The 16,606-nt window shown below is 63.4% G+C and carries 16 protein-coding genes and 1 riboswitch; of the genes, 13 read left to right on the top strand and 3 right to left on the bottom strand.

The window, feature by feature from the left end:
• The first annotated feature begins 56 nt into the window (after positions 1 to 56).
• Genes C5J26_RS10785 through C5J26_RS10765 form a run of 5 tightly spaced genes read left to right on the top strand, consistent with a single transcriptional unit; the run spans position 57 to position 5,102 of the window.
• On the top strand, positions 57 to 887 hold the full coding sequence (locus C5J26_RS10785) for a metallophosphoesterase (RefSeq protein ID WP_105401744.1): 831 nt from the start codon (positions 57 to 59) through the stop codon (positions 885 to 887).
• Positions 884 to 2,053 carry an ABC transporter ATP-binding protein gene (locus C5J26_RS10780; RefSeq protein WP_105401743.1) on the top strand — a complete coding sequence of 390 codons (1,170 nt, stop codon included), beginning with the start codon at positions 884 to 886 and terminating at the stop codon, positions 2,051 to 2,053. Before C5J26_RS10785 ends, C5J26_RS10780 begins: the two co-directional genes overlap by 4 nt.
• Positions 2,046 to 2,978: a carbohydrate ABC transporter permease gene (locus C5J26_RS10775; RefSeq protein WP_105401742.1), complete on the top strand. Its 933-nt coding sequence runs from the start codon at positions 2,046 to 2,048 to the stop codon at positions 2,976 to 2,978. Before C5J26_RS10780 ends, C5J26_RS10775 begins: the two co-directional genes overlap by 8 nt.
• Complete coding sequence (locus C5J26_RS10770) at positions 2,975 to 3,811, top strand: carbohydrate ABC transporter permease (protein WP_105401741.1); 837 nt, start codon at positions 2,975 to 2,977, stop codon at positions 3,809 to 3,811. The genes C5J26_RS10775 and C5J26_RS10770 overlap by 4 nt, the downstream gene beginning before the upstream one ends.
• A gap of 25 nt (positions 3,812 to 3,836) precedes the next feature.
• Positions 3,837 to 5,102: an ABC transporter substrate-binding protein gene (locus C5J26_RS10765; RefSeq protein WP_105401740.1), complete on the top strand. Its 1,266-nt coding sequence runs from the start codon at positions 3,837 to 3,839 to the stop codon at positions 5,100 to 5,102.
• Positions 5,103 to 5,177: 75 nt separating this feature from the next.
• Here C5J26_RS10765 and C5J26_RS10760 read toward each other — a convergent pair whose 3' ends face one another.
• A complete protein-coding gene (locus tag C5J26_RS10760; protein WP_105401739.1) occupies positions 5,178 to 6,161 on the bottom strand; it encodes a substrate-binding domain-containing protein in 984 nt (327 codons plus the stop codon).
• Between the two features lie 342 nt (positions 6,162 to 6,503).
• On the opposite strand from C5J26_RS10760, the gene aztD reads away from it, so the two are divergent.
• The 5 genes from aztD to C5J26_RS10735 all read left to right on the top strand — a co-directional run bounded on the left by aztD (position 6,504) and on the right by C5J26_RS10735 (position 12,116).
• Entirely contained in the window at positions 6,504 to 7,742 is a 1,239-nt protein-coding gene (gene aztD / locus C5J26_RS10755; protein ID WP_105401738.1) for a zinc metallochaperone AztD, read from the top strand.
• A gap of 93 nt (positions 7,743 to 7,835) precedes the next feature.
• Positions 7,836 to 8,030: riboswitch (cobalamin riboswitch) on the top strand.
• Positions 8,031 to 8,126: 96 nt separating this feature from the next.
• Positions 8,127 to 8,936, top strand: a complete 810-nt coding sequence (locus C5J26_RS10750; protein WP_245441139.1) for a (2Fe-2S) ferredoxin domain-containing protein — start codon at positions 8,127 to 8,129, stop codon at positions 8,934 to 8,936.
• Positions 8,933 to 10,429, top strand: coding sequence for an ABC transporter substrate-binding protein (locus C5J26_RS10745; RefSeq protein WP_105401737.1), 1,497 nt, complete (start codon positions 8,933 to 8,935; stop codon positions 10,427 to 10,429). The genes C5J26_RS10750 and C5J26_RS10745 overlap by 4 nt, the downstream gene beginning before the upstream one ends.
• A gap of 8 nt (positions 10,430 to 10,437) precedes the next feature.
• The gene (locus tag C5J26_RS10740) at positions 10,438 to 11,352 is read left to right on the top strand and encodes an ABC transporter permease (protein ID WP_245441153.1); all 915 of its coding nucleotides are present in this window, start codon (positions 10,438 to 10,440) and stop codon (positions 11,350 to 11,352) included.
• Positions 11,352 to 12,116 (top strand): ABC transporter permease, encoded by a 765-nt coding sequence (locus C5J26_RS10735; RefSeq protein ID WP_105401735.1) that lies wholly within the window; start codon positions 11,352 to 11,354, stop codon positions 12,114 to 12,116. Before C5J26_RS10740 ends, C5J26_RS10735 begins: the two co-directional genes overlap by 1 nt.
• Before the next feature lie 76 nt (positions 12,117 to 12,192).
• Here C5J26_RS10735 and C5J26_RS10730 read toward each other — a convergent pair whose 3' ends face one another.
• Entirely contained in the window at positions 12,193 to 12,747 is a 555-nt protein-coding gene (locus C5J26_RS10730; protein ID WP_105401734.1) for a DUF3299 domain-containing protein, read from the bottom strand.
• Positions 12,748 to 12,950: 203 nt separating this feature from the next.
• Complete coding sequence (locus tag C5J26_RS10725) at positions 12,951 to 13,826, bottom strand: GNAT family N-acetyltransferase (protein ID WP_245441138.1); 876 nt, start codon at positions 13,824 to 13,826, stop codon at positions 12,951 to 12,953.
• A gap of 280 nt (positions 13,827 to 14,106) precedes the next feature.
• Between C5J26_RS10725 and argE the strand changes: the two genes are divergently transcribed.
• From argE to C5J26_RS10710, 3 genes are read left to right on the top strand one after another with little or no spacing between them, the layout of a single operon-like run.
• Positions 14,107 to 15,240 carry an acetylornithine deacetylase gene (gene argE / locus C5J26_RS10720; protein ID WP_105401733.1) on the top strand — a complete coding sequence of 378 codons (1,134 nt, stop codon included), beginning with the start codon at positions 14,107 to 14,109 and terminating at the stop codon, positions 15,238 to 15,240.
• Positions 15,241 to 15,259: 19 nt separating this feature from the next.
• Entirely contained in the window at positions 15,260 to 16,183 is a 924-nt protein-coding gene (locus C5J26_RS10715; protein ID WP_105401871.1) for a glyoxylate/hydroxypyruvate reductase A, read from the top strand.
• A 24-nt stretch (positions 16,184 to 16,207) separates the two neighbouring features.
• Entirely contained in the window at positions 16,208 to 16,564 is a 357-nt protein-coding gene (locus tag C5J26_RS10710; RefSeq protein ID WP_105401732.1) for a cupin domain-containing protein, read from the top strand.
• Positions 16,565 to 16,606 lie beyond the last annotated feature (42 nt).

The following is a 16,606-nucleotide window of genomic DNA, read 5'->3' as shown; positions in this document are numbered from 1 at the left end:
GAACCGTAAACGCCTTCCCCACCTGTGGAAGGCACTCGCGAGACCGGAGAGCTACCGTGAAGATCATCCAGATTACCGACACCCATTTCAGCCCGGAGAAGTCGCATTTCAACGGCAACTGGGCGCCGCTGCTGACCTGGATCGAGGATGCCCGCGCCGACCTCATCATTCATACCGGGGATCTGACCGTCGATGGCGCCGATAAGCCGGGCGACATCACCTTCTGCATGGACCTGATGCGGCAGACTTCGATCCCGATGCTGATCCTGCCGGGCAATCACGATGTCGGCCACCTGCCGGGTTGCGAACAGCCCGTCAATGCCGAGCGCCTTGCCCGCTGGCGGGACCTCGTCGGCGAGGACCGCTGGTTCGAGGACACCGCCGACTGGCGTCTCATTGGCCTCAATTCGCTCCTGCTCGGTCATGAGGACGATGAGGAGGAAGCCCAGTTCGAATGGCTGCGCGAAACCCTCGAAGAGCGTCGTGGCCGCCGCATCGCGCTGTTTGCCCACAAGCCGCTGTTCGTCGACGAGCCGCATGAGGGCGACACGGGCTACTGGAGCGTCCGCCCGGCGCAACGCAAGCGTCTCTACGACCTGATCGCCGCCCATGACGTGGCGCTTTTCGCGAGCGGCCATCTGCACTGGGCCTGGCAGGGCCGTTTCGAAAACACCGCGCTTACCTGGGGTCCGTCGGCCGCCTTCATCCTCGACAAACTGGTGCGCGAAATGCCGGGCGAGCGGCTGGTCGGCGCGGTCGTGCATGAATTCGGCGACGACGTTGAAAGCGATATCGTCGCCGTGCCCGGCATGACGGCCTATGTCCTCGACGACGTCATCGAGGAAGTCTACCCGACCGGCGCCAAGCAAACGGAGAGCGTCGAATGACCGCCCTTTCGCTTCGCGGCATCGAGAAGTCGTTCTCGGGCAACCCTATCCTCAAGGGCGTCAGCTTTGACGCCGGTCCGGGCGAGTTCATCGCCCTCGTGGGCCCTTCCGGCTGCGGCAAGAGCACGCTTCTGCGCATCCTCGCCGGCCTCGAAAGCGCTGACGCCGGCGAAATCGTGCTTGGCGAGCGCGACCTGTCGCCGGTGCCGGCGGCCGACCGCAACATCGCCATGGTGTTCCAGTCCTACGCGCTTTATCCGCACCTGACTGCGGCGCAGAACATCGCGGTGCCGCTGGTCATGCGCAAGCTGACGCGGGCGCAGCGCCTGCCGCTGATCGGCCCGCTGATGCGCGGCCAGCGCAAGGCGGTGGCGGTGATCAAGCGCGACGTGCGCGAGATGGCGGTGTCGCTGAAGATCGACCACCTGCTCGATCGCAAACCGGGCCAGATGTCCGGCGGCCAGCGCCAGCGCGTCGCGCTCGGCCGCGCCATGGTGCGGCGTCCCTCCGTCTTCCTGATGGACGAACCGCTTTCCAACCTGGATGCCAACCTGCGCGTCCACGCCCGTGGAGAGATCGTCGAACTGCACCGCCGCGCCGGCGTGCCGACGCTCTATGTCACCCATGACCAGGCGGAAGCACTGTCCATGGCCGACCGCGTTGCGGTGATGATCGGCGGTTCGCTGCTGCAGCTCGCCTCACCGCAGGTGATCTATGACGATCCGGCGCATGTCGAAGTTGCCCGTTTCATCGGCCAGCCGCGCATCAACCTTTTCCCGTCGCAGGTCGGGGCCGACGGCACGCTAGCGTTCAGCGATATCCGGCTCGGATTGCCCCGTGAGACGGTTGCTGCGGGCGCATCCGTGACGATCGGCATTCGGCCGGAATTCATCCGCGTCTCCCGCGGCGGTCAGCAGGGCCTGCCGGCACGCATTGACCGCATCGAGTTCCTGGGCTCCGAGATCGTCCTCTATTGCCGCCTGGATGCGATCGGCGAACCGGTGGTCGCCAAACTTTCACCCGCCGAGGGCGCCGGCCTTGTCGCCGGCATGCCGGTGCGTCTCGACTTCTCCGCCGACCGTCTCTTCGTCTTTGCCGAGGAGGGCCATCGCCTGCCCTCGGCACCGGTCGATGCTGCCGTCAGGTTGGAGACGGCTCATGGCTGACGCGGTCGCTGCTGCACTCCCCCTCATCAGAAAACCTGCCCGTTCGGCTGCCGAGCGGCAGGAGGCGCGCGCTGCGCTCGTGCTGTCGCTGCCGGCTATGGTTCTCCTGTTCGTCTTCATCCTGCTGCCGGTCGCGGTGGTGATCCTGTTCGGATTTACCGATTACGAACTCGGGTATGCGGGTTTCCGGTTCGTCGGCTTCGACAATTACACCGAGCTCTTTGCCGACCGGACCTTCCGCCGCTCGCTGTGGAACACGACGGTCTATACCGCGATCGTCGCACCGATCTCGATCTTCATGGCGCTCGGCCTGGCGATGCTGATCGAAAGCGAGAATATCGGCCGTTCCTTCTTTCGAACCGCCTATTTCCTGCCGGTTGCCTCGCTGCTCGTCGCGATGGCGACGGTCTGGCAATATCTCTTCCATCCGACGATCGGCCCGATCAACGCGCTTCTGGCGCTCGGCGGCCTGCCGCGTCCCAACTGGCTGGGCGCCTCGACATCCGTCCTCTACAGCCTGACGATCATCGGCATCTGGCAATCGGTCGGCTTCAACCTTGTCCTGTTCCTGGCCGGACTCACCGCAATCCCCCGCGAGCTCTATCACGCCGCGCATGTCGACGGCGCCCGCTCCGCCTTCGACCGGTTCCGGCTGGTCACCTGGCCGATGCTCGGACCGACGACGCTGTTCGTCACGACGATCAGCATCATCAATGCGGTCAAGGTCTTCGAGACGGTCAAGACGCTGACCGAGGGCGGACCGAACAAGGCTTCCGAAGTGCTGCTTTTCACCATCTACCAGGAAGGGTTCGTCTACCTGAAGGTTGGTTACGCTTCGGCGATGACCGTCGTCTTCCTGATCATCCTCGTGGTGCTGATGTTCCTGCAATACCGCGTCCAGGACAAGCAGGTGCACTACTCATGAACGCTTCAGCCTTCACCCCCGGGCGCGCCCTCCGCCTGTCGATCCTGATCTTCGGGGCGGCGATATTTCTCGCCCCCTACGTCTTCATGATTTCGACCGCCGGCAAGGCGCAGAGCGACATCTTCTCCTCGTCGCTGTCGCTCATCCCGCAGCACTGGTCCTATGTCCAGAACTTCGCCAAGGCGCTGACGCGCGTCTCGATGACGCGGCTGCTTTTCAACGGCGTCGCCGTCTGCGCGCTGATCTTCGTTTTCCAGGTGATGATCGCCATCCCCTGCGCCTATGCCATGGCGAAGCTGAGGTTCCGGGCGGCAAGGCTGATGATGGTGCTGGTCATGCTCGGCCTTTTGGTGCCGATCCATGCCACCGCCCTGCCGCTTTATGTCGCCTTCGACCGGATGGCGGTGCTCAACAGCTATTTCGCGCTGGTTGCCCCCTTCACCATCTCCGTGTTCGGCATCTTCCTCTTCCTGCAGTTCTTCCGCGCGATACCGGACGACCTGATACATGCCGCCCGGCTCGACGGCATGTCGGAGCTCGGCATTATCGGCCGCGTCATCGTGCCGAATGCCTGGCCGGCGATCACCGCGTTCGCGATCTTCTCGGTCGTCGCGCACTGGAACGACCTCTACTGGCCGTTGATCGTCGTTTCCAACCAGACCTATGCGACGCCGCCGCTCGGCCTCCTCTATTTTCGAGCCGCCGAGGCCGGCGACGACTACGGCGCCCTGATGGCCGCCACGCTGATCATCACCACTCCCCTCGTTGCTGCTTTTCTTCTGGCACAGAAGCGCTTCGTCGAGGGCATCACCATGACCGGTCTCAAAGGCTGACCGGCATCAACCAGGAGACTATGCGATGAAGCATCTCACCAACATCCTCGCCGCCGCGGCGATTGCCATGACGGTGTCGCTTCCGGCCCATGCCGAAACGACATTGACCGTGCATTATCCGATGCCGGGTTTCTTCAAGGACGTGATGGACACGATCTCGAAGAAGTTCATGGAGGAAAATCCGGACATCAAGATCCGGTTCGCCAACCCGTCCGCGACCTATGAAGAAGGCATCCAGCTGATCATGCGCCAGGCCGGCACGGCGGAAATGCCGGACCTGACCTTCATCGGCCTCAACCGCCTGCGCATGGTTCAGGAGCGCGACCTGCCGGTCGATCTCGCCCCGTTCATCGCCAAGGAAGGCGACATGGACAAGCTCGGCTTCTCGAGCAACATCCTGAAGCTCGCGCAGGTGGGCGGCAAGCAGGTCGGCCTCGCCTTCGCCACGTCGAACCCGATCATGTACTACAATGCCGACCTCGTGAAGGCTGCGGGCGGCAATCCGGACGTTCCGCCGAAGACCTGGGACGAAGTCATCGCGCTCGGCGCCAAGATCAAGGCGCTCGGCAACGGCGTCGAAGGCATCGATTTCCGCTGGCAGGGTGACGACTGGATGTTCTCGGCACTTCTGTTCGGCGCCGGCGGCCAGATGCTGAGCGCCGACGAAAAGTCCGTCGCTTTCGCCGGACCGGAAGGCCTGAAGGCTGTCGAAACGCTCGACCGCATGGTCAAGCAGGGCGGCCTGCCGGTCTTCACCGCCCAGGCCGGTGAACAGGCCTTCTTCGCCGGCAAGGTCGGCATCGAGTTCAAGACGACTGGCGCCCTGCGCAACACGATCAAGAGCGTCGGCGACAAGTTCGACCTGCGCACCGCGCAGATCCCGCTGATCGATCCGGTCAAGGGCAAGCTGCCGACCGGCGGCAATGCCGTCGTCATCCTTGCCCGCAATGCCGAAAAGCAGCAGGCCGCCTGGAAGTTCGCCAAGTTCGCCGCCGGTCCGTATGGCGCCTCCGTCGTCGTTCCGGGCACCGGCTACGTTCCGAACAATGCGCTTGCCGCCAAGTCGCCGGACTACCTCGGCAATTTCTACAAGGAAAACCCGCTCTTCGTCGCCGGCCTCAGCCAGATGGACCGCATGGTTCCCTGGTACGCCTTCCCGGGCACCAACGGCGTCAAGGTCACCCAGGCGATCGTTGAAAACCTGTCGCGCATCGTCGAACAGCAGGCCACCCCGAGGCAAGCGCTGGAGGATGCCGCTTCCGAAGTGAAGGGATTGCTGCCGCGCAGCTAAGCGTCAGCCCGGCCCAACCGCACGACGAGCCGCCGTTTCCGATCGGAAGCGGCGGTTTTCCTTTTGCACGAAGCGCTAGCGGATTGCCCGCACCGTGCCGCCCCGGCGCAGCATATAGCCAACGTCGAGATGCCGGGGGGGTGCTGCATTCTCGGCCATGTCCAGCAACAGCGAGGCCGCCGCTGCCCCCATGCTCGCATCCGGCATCTCCACCGTCGTCAGCGGCGGGTCCATCAGCCGTCCAATGGCGATCCCGTCGAAACCGGCCACGGAAATGTCACGGGGTACGGAAAGTCCTTCGCGCCGCAGCGCGCTGATAACGCCGAGCGCGAGAAGATCGTTGGAGGCAATGATCGCCGTCGGCGACACGGTCGCGAGCGCCACGCTGAGATCGAGCTGGTCGTAGCCGTTGAGGAAGGAAATCTCGACCGCTCCCAAGGGCTCAACGCCATTGTTGTTCATCGCATCGCGATAACCCTCATGCCGGCGACGCGCGCGGTCGGAGGCCGCGAAATTTCCGGAGACGAACAGGATGCGTCGATGGCCGAGACCGATCAGCATCTGCGTCAGCTCCCGGCCGGCACCGCGATTGTCCACGGTCACGGCGGCCGGAAACAGCGAGGTCGGCATGTTGTTGAGAAGCACGGTTGGCGGCAGCGAGGATGTGAGGGCAACGCTTGTGGCGGGATCGCAGACGGTCAGGATCAGCCCGGTCGGCCGGTCGTTGAGAAGCGAGGCGACTGCGTCCGCCTCGCGGGCAGGGTCGTAGTTCGACTGGGCGATCAGCACGCCATGGCCGGCGACCAGCATGCGGTTCTGGATGCTGGAAAGCGACGAGGCGAAAACGGGATTGGTGATGCTGGGGATCAGCACGCCGACGACCGGCCGTTGCCCGGGCCTGCCGGCCGTCGAATTGATCGGCCGATACCCGAGTTCTGCCGCCGCGCGACGGACCCTGCGGGCCATGCGGTCGCTGACATTGCCGTTGCGACTGAGCGCCCGGCTCGCCGTCGCCAGCGAACATCCGGCTCGTGTCGCCACCTGTTGCAATGTCGTCATCGGAGAAGGTCCTCTTCCGTTTGCCAAGTCCCACGGCCCGCCCGGCAGATTTCCTCCCGATATGTAAGAGTTTTATGTCAGCAACGACGGATTTTCCTCGAGCGGCAAGGCCGACTGCCGCCAGGCAATCTTTGAGGTCCATTTGTCCTGCCGCGTCAAACCCGCAGGCTGCATGCCCTACCAGCGTGAACCAGGCAAATGTCGCCCTCGCAGGGGTTGACAACGGCCGCCTATGTAATGTTATTACATCCTCGACGTTGAATGTAACGATATAACGTACATAGTCATATGCTGGATAGGCTCTCGGCGCGACAAAAGTTCAAACAATAAGGAAGAGACCTCATGAATTTGTCCCTCACTCCAAATCGTCTGCTAGCTGCTGTCGCATCAGGTCTTATCTTCGCGGCGTCCGGAGCGTCTGCCGATGAAGATCATGAGACGAAGGAGGCATGGCGCCTGTTTGTCGGCGATCACACGAACCCCGTCGTGCGTGCCATCAACTTCGAGGACGGCAAGGAACTCGGCCGCTATGACGTCAAGGGGCCTGCGGCCCTGACCGCCAGCGCGTCCGGCCAGACCGTATTCGTTACCCAGTCAGATCATGACATCGTGCACGTCATCAGGACTGGCATCGATTTCTCCGATCACGGGGAGCATCGGGATCTGGAGGTTTCCGAGGTCGGGTTGCTGCCCGTGACTTTCGAGGGCAAGCGTCCTTTCCACGTCGTTCCGCACGACGACCATGCGGTCCTCTTTTACGATCGAGGCGGCAAGGCGGATATCATCGACGAAACAGCTCTGCTCGAAGGCAGGGCTGACGTGAAGACAGTCGACACGACGAAGCCGCATCACGGCGTAGCGGTGACGATGGGTCGTTTCGTGCTTGTGTCGGTCCCAAACACTGAAATCGAAACCAAGCCCGACGAACTGCCGCCGAGGGTCGGTCTTCGCGTCGTCGATGAGGCGGGCAAGCAGTTCGGCGAGGTCGCGAAATGCACCGATCTTCACGGCGAGGCCACCTCGGCCCGGCTGGTTGCCTTCGGTTGCAAGCAAGGCGTTCTCGTTGCCCGGCCCGGCGGCATCGATGGCCCGAAGCTGGAAATGCTCGCTTACCCGGCGGACCTGCCAAAGGGCAGCACCGGAACCTTGCTTGGTGGCAAGGCGATGCAGTTCTTCCTCGGCAACTACGGCGAGGACAAAATCGTCCTGATCGATCCGGATGCCGAGAAGCACTTCCGGCTGATCGCCCTGCCCACCCGCCGCGTCGACTTCCTGCTGGACCCAGCAACGCCGCGCAGTGCCTACATCCTGACGGAGGACGGTGATCTTCATGTGCTGGACGTGATCAAGGGCGAGATCGTTCGCAAAGCCAAGGTCACCGAGCCCTACAGCAAGGACGGCCATTGGCGTGATCCGCGGCCGCGTCTTGCCGTTGCGGACGGCCATATCGTCATTACCGATCCGCGGCACTCGCTGGTTCGCGTTGTCGATGCGGAGAGCCTGAAGGAGGTCCGGACGATTCCCGTCGAAGGAAAACCCTTTACGATCGTTGCCGTCGGCGGCTCCGGAGCATCGCATTGATGCAATAACCTTGGTCCGGAATTGTTACGGCAGTTCCGGACCAGCCGCGTGATGCTGCATGAAGCGGCGCCGTTGACAGTCGGCAGCGGGAGTGTAGGTTGGCGGCGTCAAGGTTCTTCCATCCCGCGATGGAAGCTAAGAGGGAATCCGGTAAAAACCGGAGCTGTCCCGCAACTGTGAGCGGTGAGCCGTTCGTCCAACATGTCACTGGCAGTCAATGCCGGGAAGACGGACGATGAAGGCTTTGACCCGCGAGCCAGGAGACCTGCCTGACGATAGAAGTTCCGTGGTCGGGGTGTGCCACAGGAATGACGGTTCCGTCGGGCCATCGTGCCTGCCGCAACCTTCATTTTTGCTGCCGCCTCCTTGAGTGAGACGAAGGCAGTGAAAACACAGGGATTATCTTCCCAGAACGTATCCGGGCGCGCCGTCCTCCTGATCGCCAAATCCGCCTTTGCGGCATCGCCGCATCTGGAAATGCAGCGGCTCGCGAAACTTGCGGCCGGCATGACCGGGGCCGGAACGGTGCGGTTCGCCTTTACCGAACAGGGAACCCCCTCGCTGCGCGAAGCGCTGTCCAATCTGCTCGACGAGGATGTCGAAACCGTCGTCATCGTGCCGCTCGTCCTGCCCATGGAGCCGAGCTTCCATATCTGGCTAACGAAATCGCTGACGCGCTGGAAGGCCGCCGACAGCCGCCCCTGGCCGGCCTTGTCCGTCGCCAAGGATATCGCCTCCAGCACGCTGATGGCGCAGCTTCTCGGCGAACTGCTGGAGACGGCCGAGGAGCTGGATGTCCCGAAAACCGAAAACCCACCCGTCATCGAAGGTTCACTCGTGCCAGCCCAGAAACGCCGCGCACTCGTCTGCCAGGGCGGCCCCTGCAACGCGGCCGGAGCCGATGTGATCTGGGGACATCTGCGCAACCAACAGGAGCGGCAGAAATTGCGCGCTGCCGGCGACGGCACGATGACCGCAAAATCCACCTGTCTCGGTCCCTGCAGTCTGGCGCCCGTGCTGCAGGTGTTTCCGGAAGGCACCTATTACGGCGGCGTCACCGAAGATGCGATCGACCGGATCGTCGGCGAGCACCTGCTTGGCGGCCGGATCGTCGAGAACTTCGCCTATCACCCAACGGGCCGCAAGCAGCGGCTTCGCACCCCATCCGAACAGAACAACAGGAGAGAGAATTGACGTCACAGACGCTATCGCGCTTGGCCGCCGCCTGGTTCACCGCCGCCACCTTTGCCGCCGCAGGCACGGTGTTCGCAGGCGAGCCGCTTCGCGTCGGAGCCACCTACATCACCAGCGGCACGGACCCGGCCAAGGGGTCGAACGGCTGGGCGTTGGTCAGCCATGGCGTCGGCGAGAACCTCTTCACCGTTGATCGGGACGGCAAGCTCGTGCCGGAGCTGGCCGAGAAGGCGCAGCGCATCGCAGACCTGACCTGGACCGTGACCCTGAAACCCGGCCGCCTGTTCTCCGATGGCACGCCCGTCACCGCGAGGGCACTGGCAGCCGGTTTCGATACCACGTTCGCCAACAACAAGGCGGCGCTCGCGACCGGCGGCAAGCTGAGCTTCGAGGCGGTCGACGACCTGACGCTGAAGGTGACGACCGAAAAGCCGGTGCCGTTCATTCAGGCACTCTTCGCCGAATGGCCGCTGATTGCCTACAAACCCACCGAGGCCGGCAATGCCGTCTTCAGCGGTCCTTACCGGATCTCCGCCTTCAAGACGGATGCCTCGATCACGCTGGAGCCCAACGTGCATTTCGCTGGCGCCGACCAGCGTTCGCCGGTCAATTTCCGCAAGTTCGGTGATGCCCAGACCCTGACGCTGGCGCTGGAAGCCGGCGAACTCGACATGGCCTTCGGCTTGCCGTCGGAGGTCGTGAGCCGGCTCACGACCAATCCGGACCTGACGATCAAATCGTTCCCGGTCGGGTACCAGTATCTTGCTTTCTTCAATACCGCCCGGCCGCTGCTGGCTGACGTCAAGGTGCGCCGGGCGATCGATCTGGCCTTCGACCGCAAGGAGCTTGCAGCCGCCATCAACGGCGGCGAACCGGCCACCGGTGCCTACGCCGCCTATTTCCCCTTTGCCGGCCAGGAGGCACGCCCGACCGATCTAGCCAGGGCCGGCGCGCTGCTCGACGAAGCCGGCTGGGCCAGAGGCAGTGGCGGCATGCGCGAAAAGGGCGGCACGGCGCTGCGCCTGCTGGTCATCACCTATCCGCAGCGCCCGGATCTCGTCACCATGCTGCCGGTGGTCAAGGCGGAACTCGCCAAGATCGGCATCGCGGTCGATACGCAGGTGGTGGAGAACATCCAGCAGGTCGCTTCGGGCGGCGACTTCGACATCGCGCTCTGGGCGCAGCACACGGCCCCGAGCGGCGACGCCGCCTTTTTCCTGAACTCGATGCTGAGAAGCGGCGCTTCGCTGAACCATGCGAAATATGCCGCGCCGGACTTCGACGCGATCCTCGACCGATTTGCGACCGAGGGCGATCCGGCAAAGCGGGTGGCGATCGCGCTGGATGCCCAGCAGAAACTCTTCGCCGATGCGCCCGCCTCCTTCCTGGTATCGCCCGTGTGGTATGTCGGCCTGTCGAAGCGGCTGAAGAACTACGAGCCGTGGGGATCCGACTACCACGTCCTGCGCGCCGATATCGGCGAGGCGGAGTAGGCCACGTGATGCGACTGGCCCGGTTCGGCATACAATCGATAACGGGGTTGCTGGCGGTTTCGCTCGCCTCTTTCTCGGTCATCACCTTGATGCCGGCCGATCCGGTCGCGATCGCCATTCGTGTCTGGAACCTGCCGGCGACGGAGGAAACCGTCGCCGCGTTGAGGGCGGAGTGGGGGCTCGATCAGCCGCTGCCGGTCAGGTATCTGCATTGGCTGGCGGATTTCCTCAGCGGCGACTGGGGCCGCTCCTTCCGGACCGGAGAGCCGGTGCTTGCCGAGTTTGCCGAGCGGTTGCCGGTTTCGCTGTCGCTCGGTCTCGCCGGCCTGGCGCTGGCGATCGTGCTGGCGGTTCCGCTCGGGTTTTTCGCGGCGGCCTATCCCGGGGGCACTGCCGATCGGATGAGCCGGGCTCTGTCGATCTTCGTCCAGGCGGTGCCGGCCTTCTGGCTTGGCCTTGTTCTTCTCTGGGTGCTCGGCGTGCAGCTGCGCTGGCTCAGACCCTTCGCCAATGATTGGACCACGATCGTCCTGCCGGTCCTGCTGATCGCGCTGCATTCCGTTGCCGTTCTCTCCCGCGTCTATCGGCGCGACCTGAAGGAGACCGCCGGCCAGCCGCATTTCCGCACGGCGCTTGCCAAGGGCCTGTCGGAAAAGCAGGCTCTCTGGCGGCATGGCCACCGCAGCGCGCTCTATGCCCTCCTGTCGGCAGTCCGTTCCGAAGCCGGCTGGGTGATCGGCAGCACCGCGACCATGGAAATCCTCTTCGGCCTTGCCGGCATCAGCCAGTTCCTGGTGCAGAGCATCGCGGCGCGCGACCAGATGGTGCTGCAGGCCTATGTCATGGTCATCGCCATCTGGATGCTTGTGATGAATGCCGGCGCCAATCTCGCCATGCGCCTTCTCGATCCGCGTCTCGCCTGATGCCCCGGCTGATCATGCTCGCGGCGCTCGCCGGTTTTCTCTGCGTCGGCGGTTTTTGGCAGCCACATGACCCCGATGCGGTGGACATGCTTGCCCGCCATTCCGGCATGACCGCCAGCCATCCGCTCGGCACCGATCATCTCGGTCGCGATCTCCTGTCGCGCATCATGGCCGGCGGGTGGCGGACGGCCTGCGTCATCCTCTCGGTCGGTGCCATCGGCTTTTCGTTTGGCACCCTCCTGGGCACCGCCGCCGCCGTCCTTGGCGGCTGGCGCGAAACGGTGATCCTGCGCTTCTGCGAATTCTTCGTTATGGTGCCGACGCTCATCGTCGCATTGACAGCAGCGGCGATTTTTGGCCTTTCGCCGCTCAGCGCCGGACTGGCGCTGGGTCTGGCCGGCATCGGTCCGCATGCGCTGCTTGCGCATTCGCTGAGCCAGCGGGTGCTTGGCCAGCCGTTCATCCTGGCAGCGAGGAGCCTGGGCGTTGCACCCTTGCGGATGATCGCCCGGCATCTACTGCCCAACACCCTGCCCCTGATGTACGCCTATGTCGGCAACCAGGCGGGACTTGCGGCGGTCGCCTATGCCTCGCTCGCCTTCATCGGTCTCGGGGCCGATCCGTCGAAGCCGGATTGGGGATCGATGCTGTTTGAATACCGCATGTTCATTTTCGACCACCCAATGCTGATGATCTGGCCAGGCGCCGCGATCGCCCTGGTCACCGTCTTGCTCAACGGGTTTTTTGATGACGATCGAGCGTGACGCTGGTCGAAGGCCCGGCTTTCACATCCATTCGGGAGAATGGAGGACCCTGCCGCCGTTGGCGATAGCGGTTCGCTTATCGCGCAAGAACCCCCAATGGCGAGATGGTCTTCAGGTCCGGGTCCACGAAGCCGGTCGCCTTTGCCACCTGGGCCTGACTCATGCTGTAGCCGTAGTCGAGGACGCGGACCCCGTCCATGATGAAGAGCTGGGCCTTGTCCAAACCGGGCCGCAGATTTCCCGTCACGGTGACGACTTCATAAACTCGCGAAAGATGGAACGGCTCGGCAGCGACCACATGCACCAGTTGGTTCGGCGGCGGCGCCGCGCTGTGGCTGCAGGCTCCCGCCCAGGGGACCAGCATGAACTCGTAGACGTTCTCGCCGTCCTGGTCGACCGGCAGGATGAACCCGGTCAGCTCCACAGTCCGGGCTTCGTCACGCCAGGCAAGCGTTTCTCCTTGGGGCCGGCTGGACGCCATGCCCGGGAGGGCAGCATCCAACCTCGATTGATCCGCAGGCCGCAGGGCGCTCCAAAGAACCGGCTGAGCGCCTGCAAAGACGCCGGATGCCGGGCAAACCGTGCCGATCATCATCGTCGTGAATTTCAGGAGGAAAAGCGCGCGCCTCATCTGCATCTCCGTTCACAGGGCGTTCCCCAGCCGACAGGCCGCCGCCGCTGTCCGGATGTTAGCTCTATTTCTCGACTGAGGTCAAAGCCAGGATGGAAGAGGTTGCTTCTCGCCCTTCGCTCAAGTTCCGGCCACGGTCATTGGAGTGGACCGGTTCGAATTTCCATACGGCTTCGTCTGTCGGAGCCGCCACAGACGAAGGCTCATCCCAGGGAATGCGAAGCCAGGGCATAAACCCTCGCATTGCCATTTTGTCCGGCGCCGTAGCCGGCTACCTCCTCGGTCACCATCGTCGTCAGGGTAGCGTAGATGCTGAGCCCGCACTGCTGGATGAGCGCGGCAAATGGGCCGCTATCGAAATGTGTATCTACGCGCAGGAACCCGTCGGCATGGGCGGCAATATGCGGGTGGGTCACCGTGATGGCGTCCTCGTCGTTGCCGGCGACCACCGGCCCGATCACATGCCCCCGACCAAAGCGCCGGCGCATCGAAAAGGCGCGCAACCGCTCGCCCTGGTAAAGACCGTAACAGATCGAACTCTCGAACAATCGCAGGAGATGCAGGCTTCGATCAGCACCGAAGGCTGGAGCATCGAAGGCGATGACCGTGTCGAGATCGCCGCGGTCCAGCCGCCTCAAAACAAGCCCCTTCTCCAGAGGCGGAAGCGCCATCGGCGCGATCGCTGTGCCCTGATACTGATAAACCGTCTGCTTCGGCTTCAATCCCAACGAAGCGTAAAGCCGCTGGGCTTCCCGCGTCGAGTTGAGACGAATGCGGTTGCGGCCGCAGTCTGTCATGATCCGTTTCATCAACCACCTGGCCGCGCCGTTGGTCTGCAGCCGCGGCGAGGTAATCAGCATCCCGAACGTGGCGAAGCCGTCGCCATGGGGAAACCACATGCCCGAGGCTCCCACGCGGCCGATCTCGTCAAGCGCGACATATCCTTTCCCGATGTCGAGCAGATGCTGCCAGTCGGCTGCCCGGTGGGGCCAGCCCACCGAGATCGACAAAGCCTGCAGCTTGGAGATTTCGACACTCGAGATATCCGCAAAGCGCATCTCGAAGTTATCGACATTCAAGGTTCCTGGTAATTCACTATCCATCATTATCCAGCCGAGATCGTATATCCTCCTGGGGCGAACCGCTCGGATATCCCGGCAGTCACGTTAGTCGAGATCCCGCGAAACATTTCACTGCTGAAGCGAAACCGAACACAAGATTTGACCGTATCGCGTCCACTTTCGGCAGCCATTGGTTTCTTCTGCCTCTAACCTTGCCTGCCAGGATTGGTTCGCATGCCCTGCAAAAGCAAGGTGTGGCGGCCACGAGGTCATGGCTTTTTAGAGGCGGGAACAGTCGATGCGCGCTTTGGACATCCTGGAGAAGCTGGTTGGCTTTCCCTCGGTCGTTGGCACGCCCAATGGCAATATCATCGAATGGATTGCGGACTATCTCAAATCCTTCGGGATCGCCGCGCATATCCTGCCGGGGCCTGAAGGCGACCGGGCCAATCTTTTTGCCACGATCGGTCCAGTCGATCGGCCGGGCTACATCCTGTCCGGCCATATGGACGTGGTCCCGGCCGCCGAGGCGGGTTGGGACAGCGATCCCTTTTCGTTGAGGAACGAGAAAGGCCGGCTTTACGGACGCGGAACAAGCGATATGAAGGGGTTTTTGTCGACCGCTCTGGCAGCCGTGCCCGCGCTTCTCGCCACTCCGCTTTCCCGCCCGATCCACCTTGCCTTTTCCTACGACGAGGAAGCCGGCTGTCGGGGCGTGCCGCATCTTCTCGCGCGGTTGCGGGACCTGTGTGCCCCGCCGCTGGGTGCGATCATCGGGGAGCCGAGCGGGATGCGGGCCATTCTAGCCCATAAGGGAAAGGCGGCAGCCCGGGTGACGCTCAAGGGTCGTTCGGGCCACTCATCCCGTCCGGATCTCGGCCTCAACGCGATCCACGCCATGACGGACGTGCAGCAGGCTGCGGTTGCCGCGGCCGTCGGTCTTTCCCGCGGACCGTTCGAGGCAGAATTCGAGCCACCCTACTCCTCTCTATCGATCGGCACGATCCGTGGCGGTCAGGCGGTCAACATCATACCCGAAATCTGCAGTCTTGAACTGGAAGCCCGCGCCATCTCTTCGGTCGATCCCGAAGCGCTGCTTGCCCCGGTGCGGGCGGTTGCCGAAGCCTTGGCGATGAAGGGCTTCGATGTCGACTGGCAGGTTCTCAGCGCCTATCCGGCGCTGCTGCTGGCGCCAACCTCTCCCCTCGCCGGTCTTTTGCAAGATCTGACGGGGGCCGAGCCGCTGGCGGCTGTCAGCTACGGCACGGAGGCAGGTCTCTACCAGCGCGCCGGCATCGATGCGATCATCTGCGGGCCTGGCGACATCGCCCGCGCCCATAAACCCAATGAATTCATTCTGGCGAGCGAACTCGACGACTGCCAGGCGATGATTGAAGCGCTTGGTCGGCATTGCCGCGCAAAACTCCAATGAGCAGGAACGTATCCCGACCATGACATTCCTCTTCAATTCCGATGCGGCCCGCGGCCGGATTTTCCAGGATGCCTTTGCTCGGGAAGTCCCGGACCTGCCATTCTCCATGGATCCGGCGACCGTGGATCCCGAACGGGTGCGCTATCTCATGACCTGGACGGTGCCGGAAAATCTGGCGCGTTACCGCAATCTCGAAGTGCTGTTTTCGACCGGCGCCGGTATCGACCAGTTCCGCGCCGCCAGTGTGCCTGACGAGGTGAAGATCGTGCGCATGGTCGAAGAAGGCATCGTGCGGATGATGCAGGAATATGTGGTCCTCGGCGTCCTGTCGCTCCACCGCAACCTGGCGGCCTATCTGGCGCAGCAGCAGGCGGAGGTCTGGAAGGTCCTGCCGCAGGCTCAGGCGGGAGAGCGCCGTATCGGCGTCCTGGGGCTTGGCAATCTCGGCCAGGCCGTGCTTGAGCGGCTGAAACCCTTCGGCTTTCCCTTGTCCGGCTGGAGCCGGTCCGCGCGAGAGATTGAAGGTGTCAGGTGTTTCTCCGGCGATGATGGTCTGAAGATCATGGTTGCCGAGACCGATGTACTGATCTGCCTCCTGCCGCTGACCGACGAGACCCGCGGTTTTCTCGACGCGGAGCTTTTCGCCAGGTTGCCGGCGGGCGCTGGACTGGTTCATGTCGGACGTGGTCCCCAGCTCGACCAGGACGCGCTTCTCGCTGCACTCGACAGCGGGCACCTGTCCGGCGCCGTGATCGACGTCACCGACCCGGAACCCCTGCCGCCTGGCCATCCCATCTGGCATCACCCACGCATCCTGCTCACCCCGCATATTGCCAGCATCACCCAGCCGCATACCGCCGCGCGCGCCGTCATCGACAATATCAAGCGGCTACGCGCCGGGCTCGACCCGGTCGGCTTGATCGATCGGCAGCGCGGTTACTGAATCTTCAACCTCGAAAGGAATACCATGTCGCTTCTCAAGACCATCGAGCCTCACCCGACCTTTGCGCCGCGCGAAAACGTTCCCGCACCGGACCGGCTGATCGCCGGCGATCCGCAGTTCAAGACCTGGGCGCAGGACGAGGCCCATGGCGAACTGGTGCATACCGGCGTCTGGGAAGCGACGCCCGGCGTCACACATTCGATCAAGGGCCAGACCTTCGAATTCTGCCACATCCTGTCGGGCGTCGTCGAACTCACCCCCGAAGGCGGCCAGCCAATTGTCTACAAGGCGGGCGACAGTTTCGTCATGAAGCCGGGTTTCGTCGGCACCTGGAAGACCATCGAGACCGTCCGCAAGATCTACGTCACCGTCACCCCTTGATAGGTGCGGCCGCGGCGCGGCAACCGCTTCCGGGCCGCTCCG

The organism is Neorhizobium sp. T7_12, from assembly GCF_002968535.1.
Taxonomy (GTDB): Bacteria; Pseudomonadota; Alphaproteobacteria; order Rhizobiales; family Rhizobiaceae; genus Neorhizobium; species Neorhizobium tomejilense.
Note: the sequence above shows the minus strand (reverse complement) of the source record. Positions and strands in the feature narration are given on the sequence as shown.